The sequence below is a fragment of the Cupriavidus alkaliphilus genome, from assembly GCF_900094595.1.
Taxonomy (GTDB): Bacteria; Pseudomonadota; Gammaproteobacteria; order Burkholderiales; family Burkholderiaceae; genus Cupriavidus; species Cupriavidus alkaliphilus.
On the sequence record NZ_FMAD01000002.1, the window covers coordinates 68,108 to 84,726 of the forward strand.

19 protein-coding genes are annotated in these 16,619 nt (G+C 67.7%); 14 read left to right on the forward strand and 5 right to left on the reverse strand.

The annotated features are described in order from the left end of the window. Positions 1-68: 68 nt before the first annotated feature. Positions 69-926: a ComF family protein gene (locus GA0116996_RS03840; protein WP_244159758.1), complete on the reverse strand. Its 858-nt coding sequence runs from the start codon at positions 924-926 to the stop codon at positions 69-71. Between GA0116996_RS03840 and GA0116996_RS03845 the strand changes: the two genes are divergently transcribed. The 8 genes from GA0116996_RS03845 to GA0116996_RS03875 all read left to right on the forward strand — a co-directional run bounded on the left by GA0116996_RS03845 (position 915) and on the right by GA0116996_RS03875 (position 7,730). Further along, entirely contained in the window at positions 915-1,868 is a 954-nt protein-coding gene (locus GA0116996_RS03845; protein WP_183300831.1) for a methyltransferase domain-containing protein, read from the forward strand. The genes GA0116996_RS03840 and GA0116996_RS03845 overlap by 12 nt on opposite strands. A gap of 269 nt (positions 1,869-2,137) precedes the next feature. Continuing rightward, on the forward strand, positions 2,138-2,647 hold the full coding sequence (locus GA0116996_RS03850) for a DUF2244 domain-containing protein (RefSeq protein ID WP_092307471.1): 510 nt from the start codon (positions 2,138-2,140) through the stop codon (positions 2,645-2,647). A gap of 58 nt (positions 2,648-2,705) precedes the next feature. Then, a complete protein-coding gene (gene coxB / locus GA0116996_RS03855) occupies positions 2,706-3,965 on the forward strand; it encodes a cytochrome c oxidase subunit II (protein ID WP_092307473.1) in 1,260 nt (419 codons plus the stop codon). 38 nt (positions 3,966-4,003) lie between these two features. Further along, positions 4,004-5,611: a cytochrome c oxidase subunit I gene (gene ctaD, locus GA0116996_RS03860; protein ID WP_092307475.1), complete on the forward strand. Its 1,608-nt coding sequence runs from the start codon at positions 4,004-4,006 to the stop codon at positions 5,609-5,611. Between the two features lie 75 nt (positions 5,612-5,686). After that, complete coding sequence (locus tag GA0116996_RS28420) at positions 5,687-5,818, forward strand: cytochrome oxidase small assembly protein (protein WP_217449847.1); 132 nt, start codon at positions 5,687-5,689, stop codon at positions 5,816-5,818. Between the two features lie 17 nt (positions 5,819-5,835). Next, positions 5,836-6,447, forward strand: coding sequence for a cytochrome c oxidase assembly protein (locus GA0116996_RS03865; RefSeq protein WP_092307477.1), 612 nt, complete (start codon positions 5,836-5,838; stop codon positions 6,445-6,447). Positions 6,448-6,499: 52 nt separating this feature from the next. Further along, entirely contained in the window at positions 6,500-6,724 is a 225-nt protein-coding gene (locus tag GA0116996_RS03870; protein WP_012351628.1) for a DUF2970 domain-containing protein, read from the forward strand. A gap of 145 nt (positions 6,725-6,869) precedes the next feature. Next, positions 6,870-7,730: a cytochrome c oxidase subunit 3 gene (locus tag GA0116996_RS03875; protein WP_092307480.1), complete on the forward strand. Its 861-nt coding sequence runs from the start codon at positions 6,870-6,872 to the stop codon at positions 7,728-7,730. A 142-nt stretch (positions 7,731-7,872) separates the two neighbouring features. On the opposite strand, the gene GA0116996_RS03880 is transcribed toward GA0116996_RS03875, so the two are convergent. Further along, positions 7,873-8,082, reverse strand: a complete 210-nt coding sequence (locus GA0116996_RS03880) for a twin transmembrane helix small protein (protein WP_012351630.1) — start codon at positions 8,080-8,082, stop codon at positions 7,873-7,875. 93 nt (positions 8,083-8,175) lie between these two features. On the opposite strand from GA0116996_RS03880, the gene GA0116996_RS03885 reads away from it, so the two are divergent. The 5 genes from GA0116996_RS03885 to GA0116996_RS03905 all read left to right on the forward strand — a co-directional run bounded on the left by GA0116996_RS03885 (position 8,176) and on the right by GA0116996_RS03905 (position 12,442). Then, complete coding sequence (locus GA0116996_RS03885; RefSeq protein ID WP_092307482.1) at positions 8,176-8,931, forward strand: SURF1 family protein; 756 nt, start codon at positions 8,176-8,178, stop codon at positions 8,929-8,931. 73 nt (positions 8,932-9,004) lie between these two features. Next, entirely contained in the window at positions 9,005-9,655 is a 651-nt protein-coding gene (locus GA0116996_RS03890) for an SCO family protein (RefSeq protein WP_092307484.1), read from the forward strand. Between the two features lie 9 nt (positions 9,656-9,664). Further along, complete coding sequence (locus GA0116996_RS03895; RefSeq protein ID WP_092307486.1) at positions 9,665-10,768, forward strand: COX15/CtaA family protein; 1,104 nt, start codon at positions 9,665-9,667, stop codon at positions 10,766-10,768. Next, positions 10,765-11,709 (forward strand): heme o synthase, encoded by a 945-nt coding sequence (gene cyoE, locus GA0116996_RS03900; RefSeq protein ID WP_092307488.1) that lies wholly within the window; start codon positions 10,765-10,767, stop codon positions 11,707-11,709. Before GA0116996_RS03895 ends, cyoE begins: the two co-directional genes overlap by 4 nt. Before the next feature lie 112 nt (positions 11,710-11,821). Further along, a complete protein-coding gene (locus GA0116996_RS03905) occupies positions 11,822-12,442 on the forward strand; it encodes an SCO family protein (protein WP_092307490.1) in 621 nt (206 codons plus the stop codon). A gap of 103 nt (positions 12,443-12,545) precedes the next feature. On the opposite strand, the gene rpoH is transcribed toward GA0116996_RS03905, so the two are convergent. After that, positions 12,546-13,475, reverse strand: coding sequence for an RNA polymerase sigma factor RpoH (gene rpoH / locus GA0116996_RS03910; protein ID WP_092307491.1), 930 nt, complete (start codon positions 13,473-13,475; stop codon positions 12,546-12,548). Positions 13,476-13,819: 344 nt separating this feature from the next. On the opposite strand from rpoH, the gene GA0116996_RS03915 reads away from it, so the two are divergent. Beyond that, complete coding sequence (locus GA0116996_RS03915) at positions 13,820-14,695, forward strand: pirin family protein (protein WP_092307493.1); 876 nt, start codon at positions 13,820-13,822, stop codon at positions 14,693-14,695. 19 nt (positions 14,696-14,714) lie between these two features. Here the strand turns inward: GA0116996_RS03915 and ybiB are convergent, their stop codons facing one another. Together ybiB and GA0116996_RS03925 are read right to left on the reverse strand one after the other, a co-directional pair. Further along, the gene (ybiB, locus tag GA0116996_RS03920) at positions 14,715-15,707 is read right to left on the reverse strand and encodes a DNA-binding protein YbiB (protein ID WP_092307495.1); all 993 of its coding nucleotides are present in this window, start codon (positions 15,705-15,707) and stop codon (positions 14,715-14,717) included. Between the two features lie 91 nt (positions 15,708-15,798). Then, positions 15,799-16,602, reverse strand: a complete 804-nt coding sequence (locus GA0116996_RS03925) for an ABC transporter ATP-binding protein (RefSeq protein ID WP_092307497.1) — start codon at positions 16,600-16,602, stop codon at positions 15,799-15,801. Positions 16,603-16,619 lie beyond the last annotated feature (17 nt).

Below are 16,619 nucleotides of genomic sequence, written 5' to 3' on the forward strand. Positions count from 1 at the left end.
CCTTCGTCAGAACGGTGCGCAGCTTACCGCGCGCCTGTGCCCGTGTCATCCCGCCCCGCGTTATCCCACTACGGCGTGCGCAGCGCGACGATCACGCTGACCCGGCCCGCGCCCCGGGCCTTGAGCGCGGCGGCGGCCTCGTGCAGGGTCGCGCCGGAAGTCATGACATCGTCCACCAGCGCCACGTGCAGGCCGTCGAGCCGCGAGGCGCGCGTGGGCGCGAACGCGCCGCGCAGGTTTACCTGCCGCGCGGCCAGGTCCAGCGCACGCTGGCTGCCGGTGTCGCGCTGGCGCTGCAGCAGCACCGGGTCGGCGCGCAGGCCCAGGCGGCGCGCCAGCGGCCGCGCGATTTCCCAGGCCTGGTTGAAGCCGCGCGCGGCCAGGCGTTGCGGCGCCAGCGGCACCGGCACGATCAGGTCGGGTGCGGCATGCCTGGCCGCGGCCCAGGCCCCGGGCAGGCCCTCGGCCAGCCTGGCGGCGAGCCACGCCGCCAGCGGCAGGGCGTGGCCGAACTTGAGCGCCAGCACCAGCTGGTCCTGCGGCGAGGCGTAGTCGCCCAGCGTATGGGCGTGGTCGAAGGCGCGGGGCGAGGCGCCGCAGGCCGGGCAGTGCCAATGCCGCCCCAGGGCCAGCGCGCACACCGGGCAGCGCCGCACCGGGCGCAGCAGGTCGGCGGCGCAGGGCGCGCATACCACCTGCCGCTGCACCGCCCCGCACAGCGCGCAGGCGCTGGGCAACAACTGTTCGCGCGCACTGGACCAAGCGCGGCCGGCAGCGCCGGCAGCCTGCGCGGCGCGCGCGTATACTTGCCGTCCGGTCGCGGCCCATCGGGCGCGGCGGCCTTGTTCGTCCGGCGCCTGGGGCAGAGCCTGCCCGCGCGCCGGTTCCTGTTTTCCTTGCTGCCCTGTCTGCCCGTGTCCCTGCATGCCGCCGATTCTCCCGATGCCTTCCTGCCGCCCGCGCGCCTGACCCGGCTCGCCTTCGACCGGCGCAGCCGCGGCTTCGGCCAGCTCGATTTCCTGCTGGGCGAGATCGGGCGCCGCATGCAGGAGCGCATGGAGGTGATCCGCCTGGCGCCGCAGCGCGCGCTGGATATCGGCTGCGGCCACGGCCAGGGGCTGGCCGGGCTGCGCGCGCGCTTTCCGGATGCGCAGATCGCCGGCCTGGATATCTCCGGCGCGATGCTGGCCGAGGCCGGCCAGCGCGATCCGCAGCGCCGGCCCGGCTGGATTGGCCGCATGCTGGGCAAGCGGCCGCTGTTCGACCTGGTCCAGGGCGATCTTGCCACACTGCCTTTTGCGCCCGCGAGCTTCGACCTGCTCTGGTCCAACCTGGCCCTGCACTGGCATCCGGAGCCGCACCGCGTGTTCCCGGAGTGGCACCGGGTGGCGCGCGATGAAGGGCTGGTGCTGTTCTCGCTGTTCGGGCCGGACACGCTGAAGGAGCTGCGCGCGGCCTTTGCCGAGGTCGACCACGCGCCCCATACGTTGCGCTTTGTCGACATGCACGACATCGGCGACATGCTCGTGCACAGCGGCTGGTCGACGCCGGTGATGGACATGGAAACCCTGACCGTGACCTACGAGTCGCCCGCCACGCTGCTGCGCGAGGTGCAGGCCTTCGGTGGCCTGCGCGTGCCCGCCGGGGCGCCGCCGCAAGGCCTGCGCGGCCGCCGCTGGTACCAGGCGCTGACGCAGGCGCTGGAGCGGCGCCGCGACGCCGACGGCGTGATCCCGCTGAGTTTCGAGATCGTCTACGGCCATGCCTGGAAGCTGGCGCCGCGCGGTGGCCAGGCGCGCGACGGCGAAGGCCGCGCGGTGGTGCCGCTGGACCAGATCGGCCGTGCAAAACCGCGTCGCGCAGGTTAAAACTGAGTTAACTTGCGCCGGCGGCGGATTGCCGCAAACATAGTGCCGGCGCGGCGGGCAGGGCGATGGGCGCATTTCGGCCCATGCACAGAATCAGGCGGCGCGCAAGCCTCGCGGTCAAGGCGCGCCCTTGTCCGTGTATGGGAAGCGCCCTATAATGCGCCAGTTTGTCGCAGTGGTCCCCTGGCACAAGAACGTCCTGGTTTGCACGCACTGTGCGGTCCGGACGCCATCGTCCCGGGTGTGCATCCGATGCAGAGTGGTTGGCGATGCAAGACTTGGGTATCGCATTCCAGACGGCAGGTGGTGACTCCGGCGGAAATCTCGACGGACCTTCCTCCTCGCCCCACGATTGGCTGATGAAGCGGAACTGCTCGCTGAGTCCACGCCAGGTCGGCTGGTTTTACCTCTCGATCCTCACGGTTTCGCTTGCCATCGCGTTGTTTTTTGCCTGGCAAGGGTCGTGGCTCGTGCTGCCCTTTGCCAGCATCGAGCTGATCGGGCTGGGCATCGCCCTGCTTGTGTATGCGCGCCATGCGACAGACTATGAGCGCGTCAGCATCACCGACGGCACGCTGGTCGTGGAGACAGCCAGCGCCGGACGGGTGACGCGCCAGGAATTCAATCCGTGCTGGGTGCGGATCGAACTGGGTGAATCGTTCCGCGCGCTGGTGACGCTGCGCTCGGGCAGGCGTGCGGTACAGGTGGGGTGTTACGTGGACCCGTACCGGCGACGCAAGTTCGCGCAGGAGCTCGCAGCGGCCTTGCGCCACCTCTGAGAGGCGGCGGGAGCGGCGGCGGGGACAGATTTGAATCTGTAAATTGGGTAGATAACAAATGAAAATGTGGAAGAAGGCATCCGCAGTTTGTCTGGCCGGCGCGTCCCTGCTTGCCAGCCAGGCGGCGTCCGCGGTCAGCGACATGCCGGGCGGCCCCGCCGTGCGCCAGCTCAACCTGACCGAGCCGGTTACCAAGATCGCCGAACAGATTCACTGGCTGAACTGGATGATGCTGATCATCTGCACGGTGATCTTCATCGCGGTGTTCGGCGTGATGTTCTATTCCATCTTCACGCACCGCAAGGCCAAGGGCGCCAAGCCCGCCTCCTTTCACGAGAGCATCACCGTCGAGGTGGTGTGGACCATCGTCCCGTTCCTGATCGTGATCGCGATGGCCCTGCCGGCCACCAAGACCGTGGTCGCGATGAAGGACACCACCAACTCCGACGTCACCATCAAGGCCACCGGCTACCAGTGGAAGTGGGGCTATGACTACCTGAAGGGCGAAGGCGAGGGCATCTCCTTCGTGTCGACCCTGACCACCCCGCGCGAGCAGATCAACAACGAGCAGGCCAAGTCGAACACCTACCTGATGGAGGTGGACAACGAGCTGGTGGTGCCGGTCAACAAGAAGATCCGCATCGTCACCACCGCCAACGACGTGATCCACGCCTGGATGATCCCGGCCTTCGGCGTCAAGCAGGATGCGATTCCGGGCTTCGTGCGCGACACCTGGTTCAAGGCCGAGAAGATCGGCGTGTACCGCGGCCAGTGCGCCGAGCTGTGCGGCAAGGAACACGCCTTCATGCCGATCGTGGTGCGCGTGGTCTCCGACGCCGACTACACCAAGTGGGTCGACGGCAAGAAGAAGGAGCTGGCGGCCAAGGCCGACGATCCCAACAAGACCTGGACCCTGGACGAAGCCAAGGTGCGCGGCGAAAAGATCTACGCGGCCAACTGCGCGGTCTGCCACCAGCCCAACGGCAAGGGCGCCGGCGCGTTCCCGGCGCTGGACGGCTCCAAGATCGTGACCGGCCCGAAGGCAGGCCAGATGCACATGCTGCTGGAAGGCAAGGGCGGCATGCCGTCGTGGAAGCAGCTGTCGGACACCGAGCTCGCCACGGTCATGACCTATACGCGCAACGCCTGGGGCAACAAGACGGGTGAAGTGATCCAGCCGAGCGAATTCGTGGGCGCCCGCGCGGGCAAGTTCCCCGAAGGCGGCGGCGCGGCCGGCGGCGAAGCGCCGAAGGCCGAGGCCAAGCCGGCTCAGGCTGACAAGCAGGCCAGTCTCGCGGGCGACCGCGTCGCCGGCTGACCCGCTGAAGACAGAACAGGATTAGAGGAGCATTTGCGATGAGTACTGCTACCCCGGACGCACTCGCCCATCCGCACGATCACGCGCATGACGACCACGCGCACGATCACCCGCATGGCTGGCGCCGCTGGCTGTTCGCCACCAACCACAAGGACATCGGTACGCTGTACCTGCTGTTCTCGTTCATCATGCTGCTGTCGGGCGGCGTGCTGGCACTGCTGATCCGCCTTGAACTGTTCGAGCCGGGCCTGCAGTTCTTCCGCCCCGAGCTGTTCAACCAGTTCACCACCATGCACGGCCTGGTGATGGTGTTCGGCGCGATCATGCCGGCCTTCGTCGGCTTCGCCAACTGGATGATCCCGCTGCAGATCGGCGCGTCGGACATGGCGTTCGCGCGCATGAACAACTTCAGCTTCTGGCTGATGCCGCCGGCCGCGCTCCTGCTGGCCGGCTCGTTCTTCGTGCCGGGCGGCGCCACCGCCGCGGGCTGGACCCTGTACGCACCGCTGTCGGTGCAGATGGGCCCGGGCATGGACATGGCCATTTTCGCCATGCACATCATGGGCGCGTCGTCGATCATGGGCTCGATCAACATCATCGTGACCATCCTCAACATGCGCGCCCCCGGCATGACGCTGATGAAGATGCCGATGTTCTGCTGGACCTGGCTGATCACCGCCTACCTGCTGATCGCCGTGATGCCCGTGCTGGCCGGCGCCATCACCATGGTGCTGACCGACCGTCACTTCGGCACGAGCTTCTTCTCGGCTGCCGGCGGCGGCGACCCGGTGATGTACCAGCATATCTTCTGGTTCTTCGGCCACCCCGAGGTGTACATCATGATCCTGCCGGCATTCGGGATCGTCTCGCACGTGGTGCCGGCATTCGCGCGCAAGCGCCTGTTCGGCTACAGCTCGATGGTGTACGCCACCGCTTCGATCGCCATCCTGTCGTTCATCGTGTGGGCCCACCACATGTTCACGACCGGCATGCCGGTGACCGGCCAGCTGTTCTTCATGTACGCGACCATGCTGATCGCGGTGCCCACCGCCGTGAAAATCTTCAACTGGATCGCCACCATGTGGCGCGGCTCGATGACCTTCGAGACCCCGATGCTGTTCGCGATCGGCTTTATCTTCGTGTTCACCATCGGCGGCTTCACCGGCCTGATGCCGGCCGTGGCCCCGATCGACATCCAGCTGCAGGACACCTACTTCATCGTGGCGCACTTCCACTATGTGCTGGTGGCCGGCTCGCTGTTCGCGCTGTTCGCGGGCTTCTACTACTGGGGTCCGAAGTGGAGCGGGTTCATGTACAACGAGGCCCGCGGCCAGATCCACTTCTGGGGTTCGCTGATCTTCTTCAACGTGACCTTCTTCCCGATGCACTTCCTGGGCCTGGCCGGCATGCCGCGCCGCTATGCCGACTACCCGACCCAGTTCGCCGACTTCAACGCGATCGCGTCGATCGGTGCGCTCGGCTTCGGCCTGATGCAGGTGTATTTCTTCTTCTTCGTGGTGCTGCCGTCGTACCGCGGCGGCCAGCAGGCCACGGACAAGCCCTGGGATGGCGCCGAGGGCCTGGAGTGGACCGTGCCGTCGCCGGCGCCGTTCCACACCTTTGAAGTCCCCCCGCAGGTCCGCTAAGGCGGCACCCGCGTAACCAGGCCGCGGAGGGGCGGAAGCGTCCGCCCCTCCGCGCCGGCAGGTATCAAGACCGTTATGCAGTCTCCAGACAAAAGCCCGTCACGCCCGGACCACAAGGCCGCCAACCGGCGCCTTGGCCTGATCCTGTTGTCGATCGTGGTGGTTTTCTTTCTGGGGTTCTTCGCCAAGATGAAGTTCTTGGGCTGAGGCGGCAGGGTAGCGACATGAGCATCGAGCAGCAGCCGGGCAGGGAAGCAGACAAGCGGTTCAACCGCGGCATGATGCTGCGGCTGGTCGTGATCGTTGCCGTGATGTTCGGCTTTGGCTATGCGCTGGTGCCGCTGTACAAGAAGATCTGCGAAATCACCGGCCTCAACGTGATCACCACGCGCGAGCTGCATGGCGCGGTGAAGAACACGCAGATCGACAAGAGCCGCACCATCACGGTGGAGTTCGACTCCAACGCGCGCGGCCCGTTTGCCTTCCGGCCGGTGAAGAACAGCATGGAAGTGCATCCCGGCGAGATGGCGACGATCGTCTATGAGGTGGCCAACGGGCAGCCGCGCGATATTTCGGCGCAGGCCATCCCGAGCTACGCGCCCAAGCAGGCGACCCAGTATTTCATGAAGCTGGAGTGCTTCTGCTTCAAGCAGCAGACCCTCAAGGCCAACGAGGCGCGCGAGATGCCGGTAGTGTTCGTGATCGATCCCGCGCTGCCCAAGGACGTGAAGAGCATTACGCTGTCGTACACCTTCTTCGAGGTGGGCACGCCGGTGGCGCAGGCGCCCGACGGCCAGCTGGCGCCGCAGCCCGCGCCGGCCGGCAAGGGCAGCTGAAGCGGACCGCCGGCGCGAGCCCGGCTGAAGCCGGTCAAGCGGAGGACGGGCGATGGATGAGATGAAGGACGCGGTCAAGCGCAAGCTGTCGTTTGCGCAGACCATGCGCGCGGTGTTGTGGTCGTTCATCGGCTTGCGCAAGGGCGCGGAGCACGAACGCGACATGGCCCGGCTGAACCCGGTGCATGTGGTGATCGCCGGACTGATCGCGGCGGCGGTGTTCATCGCGATCCTGGTCGTGATCGTGCGCCTGGTGGTCAGCCAGGCGGCGGCGTAGCAGGGCAGGAAGGGTAGACAACAAAAGCAGTCGCAGAACAAAAGCAACCGCGGCGGCGGGGCCGGCCCAGAGGAGGCGGGCGGCCTGCAGTGCCAAGGCGGGACAACGAATACTGAATCAAAGACTCTGAGCTGGAGATAAAAGAATGAGTGCGAATCGCGCAAACGCTCCGTACTACTTCGTACCGGGCCCGTCGCGCCACCCGATCACCGCAAGCTTCGGCCTGCTGCTGACGGGTGCCGGCGCCGCCGGTTGGGTAAACGGGCAGCCCTGGGCGCCGTACGTTTGCGGCTTCGGCCTGCTGTGGTTCCTGTTCGTGCTCAAGAGCTGGTTTGGCGACGCCATCAGCGAGTCCGAAGGCGGCATGTACGGCAAGAACATCGACCTGTCGTTCCGCTGGTCGATGGGCTGGTTCATCTTCTCCGAGGTGATGTTCTTCGCCGCGTTCTTCGGCGCGCTGTTCTATGCCCGCGCCATCGCCATGCCGTGGCTGGGCGACCTGAACAACAAGATCCTGTGGCCCGACTTCGCCGCGGTATGGCCCAACACCGGCCCGGCCGGCGTGGTGGAAACCTTCCAGACCATGGGCCCGTGGCCGATCCCGACCATCAACACTGCCTTGCTGCTGATGTCGGGCGTGACGCTGACCTGGGCGCACCACGCGCTGCTGGCCGGCAAGCGCAGCCAGCTGATCCAGGGCCTGTCGCTGACCATCCTGCTGGGTGCGATCTTCATGGGCTTCCAGGTGTACGAGTACATGCACGCCTACTCGGACCTGAACCTGAAGCTCAGCTCGGGCATCTACGGCTCGACCTTCTTCCTGCTGACCGGCTTCCACGGCTTCCACGTGACCATGGGCGCGATCATGCTGGCAGTGGTGCTGATCCGCGTGCTGAAGGGCCACTTCACTCCCGAGCACCACTTCGCCTTCGAAGGCGCGGCCTGGTACTGGCACTTCGTTGACGTGGTGTGGCTGTTCCTCTACATCGTGGTGTACTGGCTGTAACCGGTTGCCGTACCGGCCGGCGGCCCCGGGACTGACCGGGGCCGCCGGCGCCAGCGCAAAAGAGAAACGCCGCAGGGGGCCAGGCCAGCCTGCGGCGTTTGTCTTTTGCGGGCCCCGGATGGGGCCGTCGCGGTGCGCCGGTTCAGGGCGCCATGCGGATGCCCGTGCTGTGGATCCAGCCCATCCAGCTCGAGAACAGGATGAACAGGAACAGCGCTACCGAGAAGCCCACGCGCAGCATCAGCGAGCGCATCATGTTGGGCGTCTTGCCACGGTCACGCATCATGAAGAACAAGGCCGAGGCCAGGCTGGCGATGATCAGGATGAAGGCAATGATGATGACAAAGCGCATGGCGGGGCGGGTTGGGGGCAGGGGCGGCGCGACGTGCGGCGCACAGGCCCATTATCGCACCGGGGCGCGCTTCACAGCAGTGCCGCAGGGACGATGAGCTGGCGCCGCTTCGCCAGCCCGTTGCCGCTGGCCGCCGCGCTGGTCGTGATCGCGGTGACCTGTGCGCTGGGCAACTGGCAGCTCGATCGCGCGCACGAGAAGGAAGTGCGCGCCGCACGGCTGCAGGCGCTGGCAACCCAGCCGCCGGTGGTGCTGGGCACGGCGCCGCTGTCACAAGTTGTGACCGACCGGGCGGTGCGCGTGACCGGGCGCTTCGACGCATCGCGCACCGTATTGCTGGATAATCGCCCCCACGGCACCGGCGGTCGCAGCGGCGACAGCCGCGCGGGCTTCCTGGTGGTGACGCCGCTGCTGATCGGCGCGGCGGCGGGCGAGGCCGGCGCCATGCGAGCCGTGCTGGTGCTGCGCGGCTGGCTGCCGCGCGATGCCCAGGACCGCACCCGGATCGCGCCGTTTCCGACGCCCGAGGGCGAGGTGACCATCACCGGCACGGCACTGGCCGGCGTGCCGCGGGTCTATAGCCTGGGCCAGGAGGCCGCCGGCAGCAGGATCCGCCAGAACCTCGAGATCGCCCCGTATGCCGCCGAAACCGGCCTGGCCCTGCACCCGCTGGTGATCGAGCAGCGCAACGATAGCGGCGACGGCCTGGCGCGAGACTGGCCGCCTGCCGACGTCGGCGCCGAGCGCCACTATGGCTATGCCTTTCAGTGGTTCGGGCTGGCCGCGCTGACGGTGGTGCTGGTGGTCGTGCTGGGCTGGCGCCGCGCGCGCCGGCTGGCCGCACCCTGATCGAATGAATTGACCGTCCATGTGCCGCATACCGGTGCATGGGCTTGCCGAAGACAAAGGACAGACGTACTCCATGGCACAGCAAGACTCCGCTCCGGCCGCCGCGGCCTCGCCGCGCGACCCCCGCATCGACGCGCGCACGCGCCGTGGCCGCCTGCAGATGCTGATGCTGCTGCTGGTGTGCGCGTCGCCGGTGATCGCCTCTTACTTCACCTACTACGTGATCAAGCCGCGCGGCGGCGCCACCAACTACGGCGCGCTGGTCGACCCGCAGCGGCCGATGCCGCCGGTGCGCGTCACCGACGAGCAGGGCCAGGCGGTACCGCTGGAGCAGTTCCGCGGCAAGTGGCTGCTGGTCAGCGCCGATCCGTCGGCCTGTGACGAGGCCTGCGCGAAGAAGCTGTTCACCATCCGCCAGATCCGCGCCGGGCAGGGCCAGGACCGCCTGCGCATCGTGCCGGTGTGGCTGGTCACCGACGACGGCAAGATCGACGAGCGCCTGGCCGCCGCCTACAACGAGCCCTACGCGGGCGTGCGTTTCCTGCGCATCGACCGCCAGGCCGCGCAGCAGTGGCTGCCGGCCGAGCCGGGCAAGCGCGCCGAGGACACCTTGTTCCTGGTCGACCCGCTGGGCAACCTGATGATGCGCTTCCCGCAGGACCCCGACCCCAAGAAGATGAGCGGCGACCTGAAGAAGCTGCTCAAGGTCTCGCGCATCGGTTGAGGGGACGGCATGCTGCTGCAACTGGCCATCATCGGCGTCCTGATCGCGCTGTTCCCGCTGTCCTACGTGATGGTGAAGGGCGACCGCAACAAGTACCGCAAGCTTGCCTGGATCACGGCGTTCCTGACGCTGGACCTGATCATGTTCGGCAGCTTCACGCGGCTGACCGACTCCGGGCTGGGCTGCCCGGACTGGCCCGGCTGCTACGGGCACTCCAATCCGCATGCGGCGCTGGAGCCGATCCGCGCGGCCGAGACCGCGATGCCCAGCGGGCCGGTGACGCTGGCCAAGGCGTGGATCGAGATGATCCACCGCTACTTCGCCATGGCCGTCGGCGTGCTGATCATCACGCTGATGGTGCTGGCGTGGGTCAAGCGGCGCGAACTGAAGCAGTCGCCGTGGTTTGCCACGGGCGTGCTGCTGCTGGTGTGCGTGCAGGGCGCCTTCGGCGCCTTCACCGTGACCCTCAAGCTGCAGCCGATCATCGTCGTCACGCACCTGATGCTGGGCATGGCGCTGCTGGCGGTGCTGATCCAGCTGGGCTCGCGCAACGACCCGCCGCACCCGGTCGCGCCGCAGGCGGCGCGGCTGCGCTGGCCGGTGCGCATCGGCCTGCTGCTGCTGGTGGTCCAGATCTTCCTGGGCGGCTGGGTCAGCACCAACTACGCGGTGCTGGCCTGTACCGATTTCCCGCTGTGCAACGGCCAGCTGGTGCCCGAGATGGACTTCCGCCATGGCTTCACGCTGTGGCGCCAGCTGGGCATGACCGCGGACGGCGACTACATCCCGCACGCGGCGCTGGTGGCGATTCACTGGGTCCATCGCGGCTTTGCCGTGATCGTGCTGGGCTACCTGGCATGGTTCGGCCTGCGCGCGCGCCGGCTCGAAGGGCTTAGCCGCGCCGCCGGCTGGCTGCTGGCGACGCTGGTGCTGCAACTGGCCACCGGGCTGTCGAATATCGTGTTCGACTGGCCGCTGGTGGCGGCGGTCGCGCATAACGGCGGCGCCGCGGTGCTGCTGCTGCTGCTGGTCCGTCTCCACTACAATATCGGGCTGACGACCCGGGCCGCCGGCGCCCCCGCTGCCGTGCCGACTGCCGCCCGCGCCACATGAAAGACAAGACCCCTTCCGTGGTTACCGCTACCCATCCCCATTCCCTGGGCAAGTTGAGCCGTATGCGGCACCTGGCCCGGCAATATGCCGCCCTGACCAAGCCGCGCGTGACGCAGCTGGCCGTGTTCTGCGCCATCATCGGCATGTTCCTCGCCACCCCCGGCATGGTGCCGTGGCCGGTGCTGATCGGCGGCGCCGCCGGCATCTGGCTGCTGGCCGGCGCGGCCTTTGCCATCAATTGCCTGGTCGAGCAGAAGATCGATGCGCTGATGCGCCGCACCGCCTGGCGCCCGTCCGCCACCGGCGAGATCACCACGCGGCAGACGCTGGTGTTCTCCGCCATCCTGGGCGGAGCGGGCATGTGGCTGCTGCACGTCTACGCCAACGACCTGACCATGTGGCTGACCTTTGCCACGTTCCTGGGCTATGCGGTGGTCTACACCATCCTGCTCAAGCCGGCCACGCCGCAGAACATCGTCATCGGCGGCCTGTCCGGCGCGATGCCGCCGGCGCTGGGCTGGGCCGCGGTCGCGGGCGAAGTGCCGGCCGAGGCCTGGTTCCTGGTGCTGATCATCTTCACCTGGACCCCGCCGCACTTCTGGGCGCTGGCGCTGTACCGCCGCGCCGACTACGCCAAGTCGGGCCTGCCGATGCTGCCGGTCACGCACGGCGAGCGCTACACGCTGCTGCATATCCTGCTGTACACGCTGGTGATGATCGCGGCGACGCTGCTGCCCTTCGTTTACGGCATGAGCGGCTACATCTACCTGGCGGCCGCGCTGGCGCTGGGCGCGGGCTTCCTGGCCTATGCCTGGAAGCTGTACCGCAACTATTCGGACGAACTGGCGCAGCGCACCTTCCGCTTCTCGATCCTGTACCTGTCGCTGTTGTTTGCCGCGCTGCTGATCGACCACTACTTCAAGTTCGTGCCGCAGGTCTGACCTGCGCCGGCGTGCGCCCCGGCTGCGGCATCTTGCCGCGCCGGCGCGAGCGCGGCAGCATGATCGGCGATACTGCATGCTGTTTCCTTCCCATTCCCGACCCGTCCCCCGCATGCCACGCCTCAGCTCCGCTTCCGGCCTGTTCGCCGCCTTCCGCCGCTTTTCCCTGCTGGCCGCGCTGGCCCTGGCCGTCGCCGCCTGCGGGCAGCAGAAGGCGTCGTTCCGCAATGTCGATATCACCGGCGCCGCCGACTTCGGCAAGGACTTCTCGCTGACCGACCACACCGGCAAGGTGCGCACCCTGGCCGACTACAAGGGCAAGGCGGTGGTGATGTTCTTCGGCTACACCCACTGCCCGGATGTCTGCCCCACCACCATGGCCGAACTGAAGGCGGTCGTGGAGCAGCTGGGGCCGGATGCGGACCGCGTGCAGGTGCTGTTTGTCACGGTCGATCCGGAACGCGATACGCAGGCGCTGCTGGCGCAGTACGTGCCCGCCTTCGATCCGCGCTTCGTCGGGCTGCGCCCCGCCGACGAGGCCGCGCTGCAGAAGCTGGCCAAGGACTTCAAGGTGTTCTACGCCAAGGTGCCGGGCAGCTCACCCAACAACTACACCGTGGATCACTCGGCCGGCAGCTATGTGTTCGATCCGCAGGGCAAGCTGCGGCTGTTCATCCGCCACGGCCAGGGCCCGGAGCCCATCGCCCACGACCTGAAACAGCTGTTGTCCTGACGCAGCCGCGGCGAAAGGGTGCGGCATAACGTCGCACCAGCGCTTCGCGGGCAACAAAAAAGGCCGGTCCATGGACCGGCCTTTTGCATGGTTGCGGTGAGGATCAGGCGAAGGCCTGCAGCGCGCCCTTCATCTTCTTCATCGCCGCCGCCTCGATCTGGCGGATGCGCTCGGCCGACACGCCGAACTCGTCGGCCAGCTCATGCAGCGTGGCGCCGCCCGAGCCGTCGTCCTCGACGTTGAGCCAGCGCGCCTCGATGATGCGGCGGCTGCGTTCGTCGAGCTTGCCCAGTGCTTCTTCCAGCCCCTCGACCTGCATGCGGTCGTGGCGCTTGGCTTCCATCACGCGGGTCGGCTCGTTGTGGTTGTCAGCCAGGTAGGCGATGGGGGCGAATTCCTCTTCGCCGTCGTCGACCTGCCCTTCGAGCGCCAGGTCGCCGCCCGACAGGCGGGTTTCCATCTCCATCACTTCTTCGGGCTTGACGTTCAGCTCGCGCGCCACGGCCTCGACCTGCTCCGGCGTGAACGTGTGGCCGCCCTGCTTGTGGCTGCGCAGGTTGAAGAACAGCTTGCGCTGGGCCTTGGTGGTGGCCACCTTGACCATGCGCCAGTTCTTCAGCACGTATTCATGGATTTCGGCCTTGATCCAGTGCATCGCGTACGACACCAGGCGCACGCCCTGGTCCGGATCGAAACGCTTCACGGCCTTCATCAGGCCGATATTGCCTTCCTGGATCAGGTCGGCGTGGGGCAGCCCGTAGCCCAGGTACTGACGGGCGATCGACACCACCAGCCGCAGGTGCGACATTACCAGGCGGCGCGCCGCGTCGACGGAATCGTGGTCGCGCAGCTCGCGCGCCAGGCGTTGCTCTTCTTCCGCGGTCAGCAGCGGGATGCGGTGCACAGCCTGGATATAGCTGTCGAGGTTGCCCACGGTCGCCGGAAAGGTCAGCGCAAAGCTGCCCGTGTTCCGGGGCACCGTCGGCAGACGGTTATTCGTCAGGGTTTGGTCGGCAGACAAGACTGCGTTCACTCAATGGCTCCTTTCGCGTCCGGCGGTTTGGTTGCCGGTGCACCGCGGCCCCTTGGGGGATCGGCGGCACTGCAACACATCTTAGCACTCTGGCCGGGTGAGTGCTAATTGGAGTTCCGATGACTCCGATAGTTCCCGCGTATCGCTCCGCCTGATCGGATAGCCAGGTAGATGATAAAGAGACGGCAACGATACCGCTGCCATCGCGCACTGGTAGTTAGAGCCTGCGGTGCCCACGGGGTTCTGCCGGGCGCTGCAATGCACTGTTCCACCACCGGCTACACTCGACCGGCGGGCAGCGCACTGGCATGCTTGCGAGCCTCTCTTATCGGATCGGAGGAGTTATGTCTGCTATCGAACACTTGCTCAAGCCGCATGTGCGCGACCTGGGCGATTTCACCGTGCGCCGGCTGCTGCCGGCCGCGGCAACCCAGACCGTCGGGCCGTTTATCTTCTTCGACCATATGGGACCGGTGCAGCTGCCGCCGGGCCAGGGCGCCGATGTGCGTCCGCATCCCCATATCGGCCTGGCCACGGTCACCTACCTGTTCGAGGGCGAGATCATCCATCGCGACAGCCTGGGCAGCGACCAGGCGATCCGTCCCGGCGACGTCAACTGGATGACCGCCGGCCACGGCATCGTGCATTCGGAGCGTTCGCCGGAGCATGTCCGGCCAGAGGGCGCGCGCCTGCATGGCATCCAGACCTGGGTCGCGCTGCCGCAGCAGCATGAGGGCGCCGAGCCGTCGTTCTTCCACCATCCCGCCGCGACCCTGCCGCGCATCGAGCGGCCCGGCCTGCGCATGGTGGTGATTGCCGGCGATGCGTTCGGCCAGACCTCGCCGGTCAAGGTCTTCAGCCGCACCCTGTACGTGGCGATCGAGCTGGATGCGGGCGCCAGCGTGGAAATTCCCGCCGAGCACGTCGAGCGCGGCGTCTATCCGGTCGACGGCGCGGTGGCGCTTGACGGGGAGCCGCTGCCGGCCGAGCACATGGTGGTGCTGACGCCGGGCCAGCCGGCGACGCTGACGGCCACGGCGCCGTCGCGGGTGATGCTGCTGGGCGGCGACCCGACCGACGGGCACCGCTTTATCTACTGGAACTTCGTTGCCAGCAGCAAGGTGGCGATCGAGGCCGCGGCCCAGCGCTGGGAAGACGACCAGTTCCCGCACGTGCCGGGCGAGAGCGAGCGCATTCCGCTGCCCCCGCGCAAGCCCTGACGGTTGTCGCCGGGCCGGCTCAGACCGGGCTGGCCCAGGTCACGCGCGTGCCCTGGCGCAGGCATTCGCGGATGGCCTCGATCTGGATGGTGATGGGCGCCGGCACCGGCACCGCGCCATCGAGCACGCGCCGGATCCAGGCCACGGTCAGGCCGGCATCGCTGCCCGGCGGCAGCTCCGGCACGTCGCCGATCGAGCCCCCGGCCTGGCCCACCAGCGTCTGCTGGTGGCCTTCATGCAGCCAGTCGATGCGGCCGGTACGCCGGGCATCGGCCACCACCTCGCCCTCGGTGCCGCGCGCCAGCAGCACGTTGGCGGGTTCGTGGGAGAAGTAGTCGGTCAGCGTCTCGCGGTATTCGGGGTGCGTGTAGCTGTACAGGCGCAGGCCTTCGGCGGGCGTGTGCTCGCCCACGGGTTGCAGCATCTTGGCCACCGTATGCGACGAGTTGCGCAGGCCGATCACGGTGCGCCGCTCCAGCAGCCGCGACAGCCCGGGCGACAGCACGTCCACCGGCAGCACCGCCAGCGGGCCATTGGCATCGCCATCCCGCAGCTTTGCCGACGCTTCGCCGGTGCTCGCGCACAGGGGCACGCCCAGCGCCTCGAACAGCGCCATGCTGGTCACGCGTCCCTCGAACTCGCGCGTGCCGTGCACCAGGACGGGGATGCCTTCGCGGGCCAGCAGCAGTGCCAGCAGCGGCACCAGGTTGGGCTGCTTGCGCGCGCCGTTGTAGCTGGGAATCACCACCACCTGCCGGTCCGGCGGCGCCGGCAGCGGCTGGCAGTGCGCATGGGCGGCCTCCAGCATGCCGGCCAGCTCGTGCGGCGCCTCGCCCTTGATGCGATAGGCCATCAGGATGGCGCCCAGTTCCAGGTCGGACACGCGGCCCGCCAGCATGGCGTCGAACAGGGCCTGCGCGTCCTCGCGCGGCAGCGCGCGCGCGCCGTTGACGCCGCGGCCGATCTCCTTGATAAAGCGGGCGGCGGGAAATGGGGCGGCGGTGGTGGTCATGGCGGCGTGGGGTAGTGTGTTCCGGGTTCATGATAGCGGAGCGCGGCGGCCGCGCCCATGGCCGCCTGGCGCGCCGCTACACGGCTAGGGGCTAAGCCGCTTCCTGCAGCGCCGGATTGCGCTGCTTGCGGTAGAGGAAGTCCAGCACCGCGGTGCGGCAACCGTGGTAGGCCGCGTCTTCAGCCAGCGCCACGCGGTCGCGCGGACGCGGCAGGTCCACCGCGAGGATCTCGCCGATGGTGGCGGCCGGACCATTGGTCATCATCACGATGCGGTCGGCCAGCAGCACGGCCTCGTCGACGTCGTGCGTCACCATCACCACCGTGCTGCGCGTGCGCGCCACGATCTTGATCAGCTCGTCCTGCAGGTGCGCGCGCGTGAGCGCATCCAGCGCGCCGAAGGGCTCGTCCATCAGCAGCACCTTGGGCGCCATCGCCAGCGCGCGGGCAATGCCCACGCGCTGCTTCATGCCGCCGGAGATTTCGTGCGGATATTTGCCTTCGGCGTGGCTCAGGCCCACCAGCGCCAGCGTGTCGTGCGTGCGCGCCCTGAGCTGCGCCTTGTCCTCGCTGGCCGCGAACACACGCTCCACGCCCAGGTAGACGTTCTCGAAGCAGGTCAGCCACGGCAGCAGCGAATGGTTCTGGAACACCACCGCGCGCTCCGGCCCGGGCCCGGCGATTTCGCGCCCGGCGCAGATCAGCGCGCCGGTGGTGGGTGTGGCCAGCCCCGCCAGCAGGTTAAGCAGCGTGGACTTGCCGCAGCCGGAGTGGCCGATCAGCGTGATGAACTCGCCCTCGGCAATCTGCAGCTGGATGTCCCGTAGTGCGACGAACGGGCCCTTGCGGGTCTTGAAGGTCTGGCCCACGTTTTCGATGCTGACGAACTTGTCCATGGCGTCTCTCCCGTACC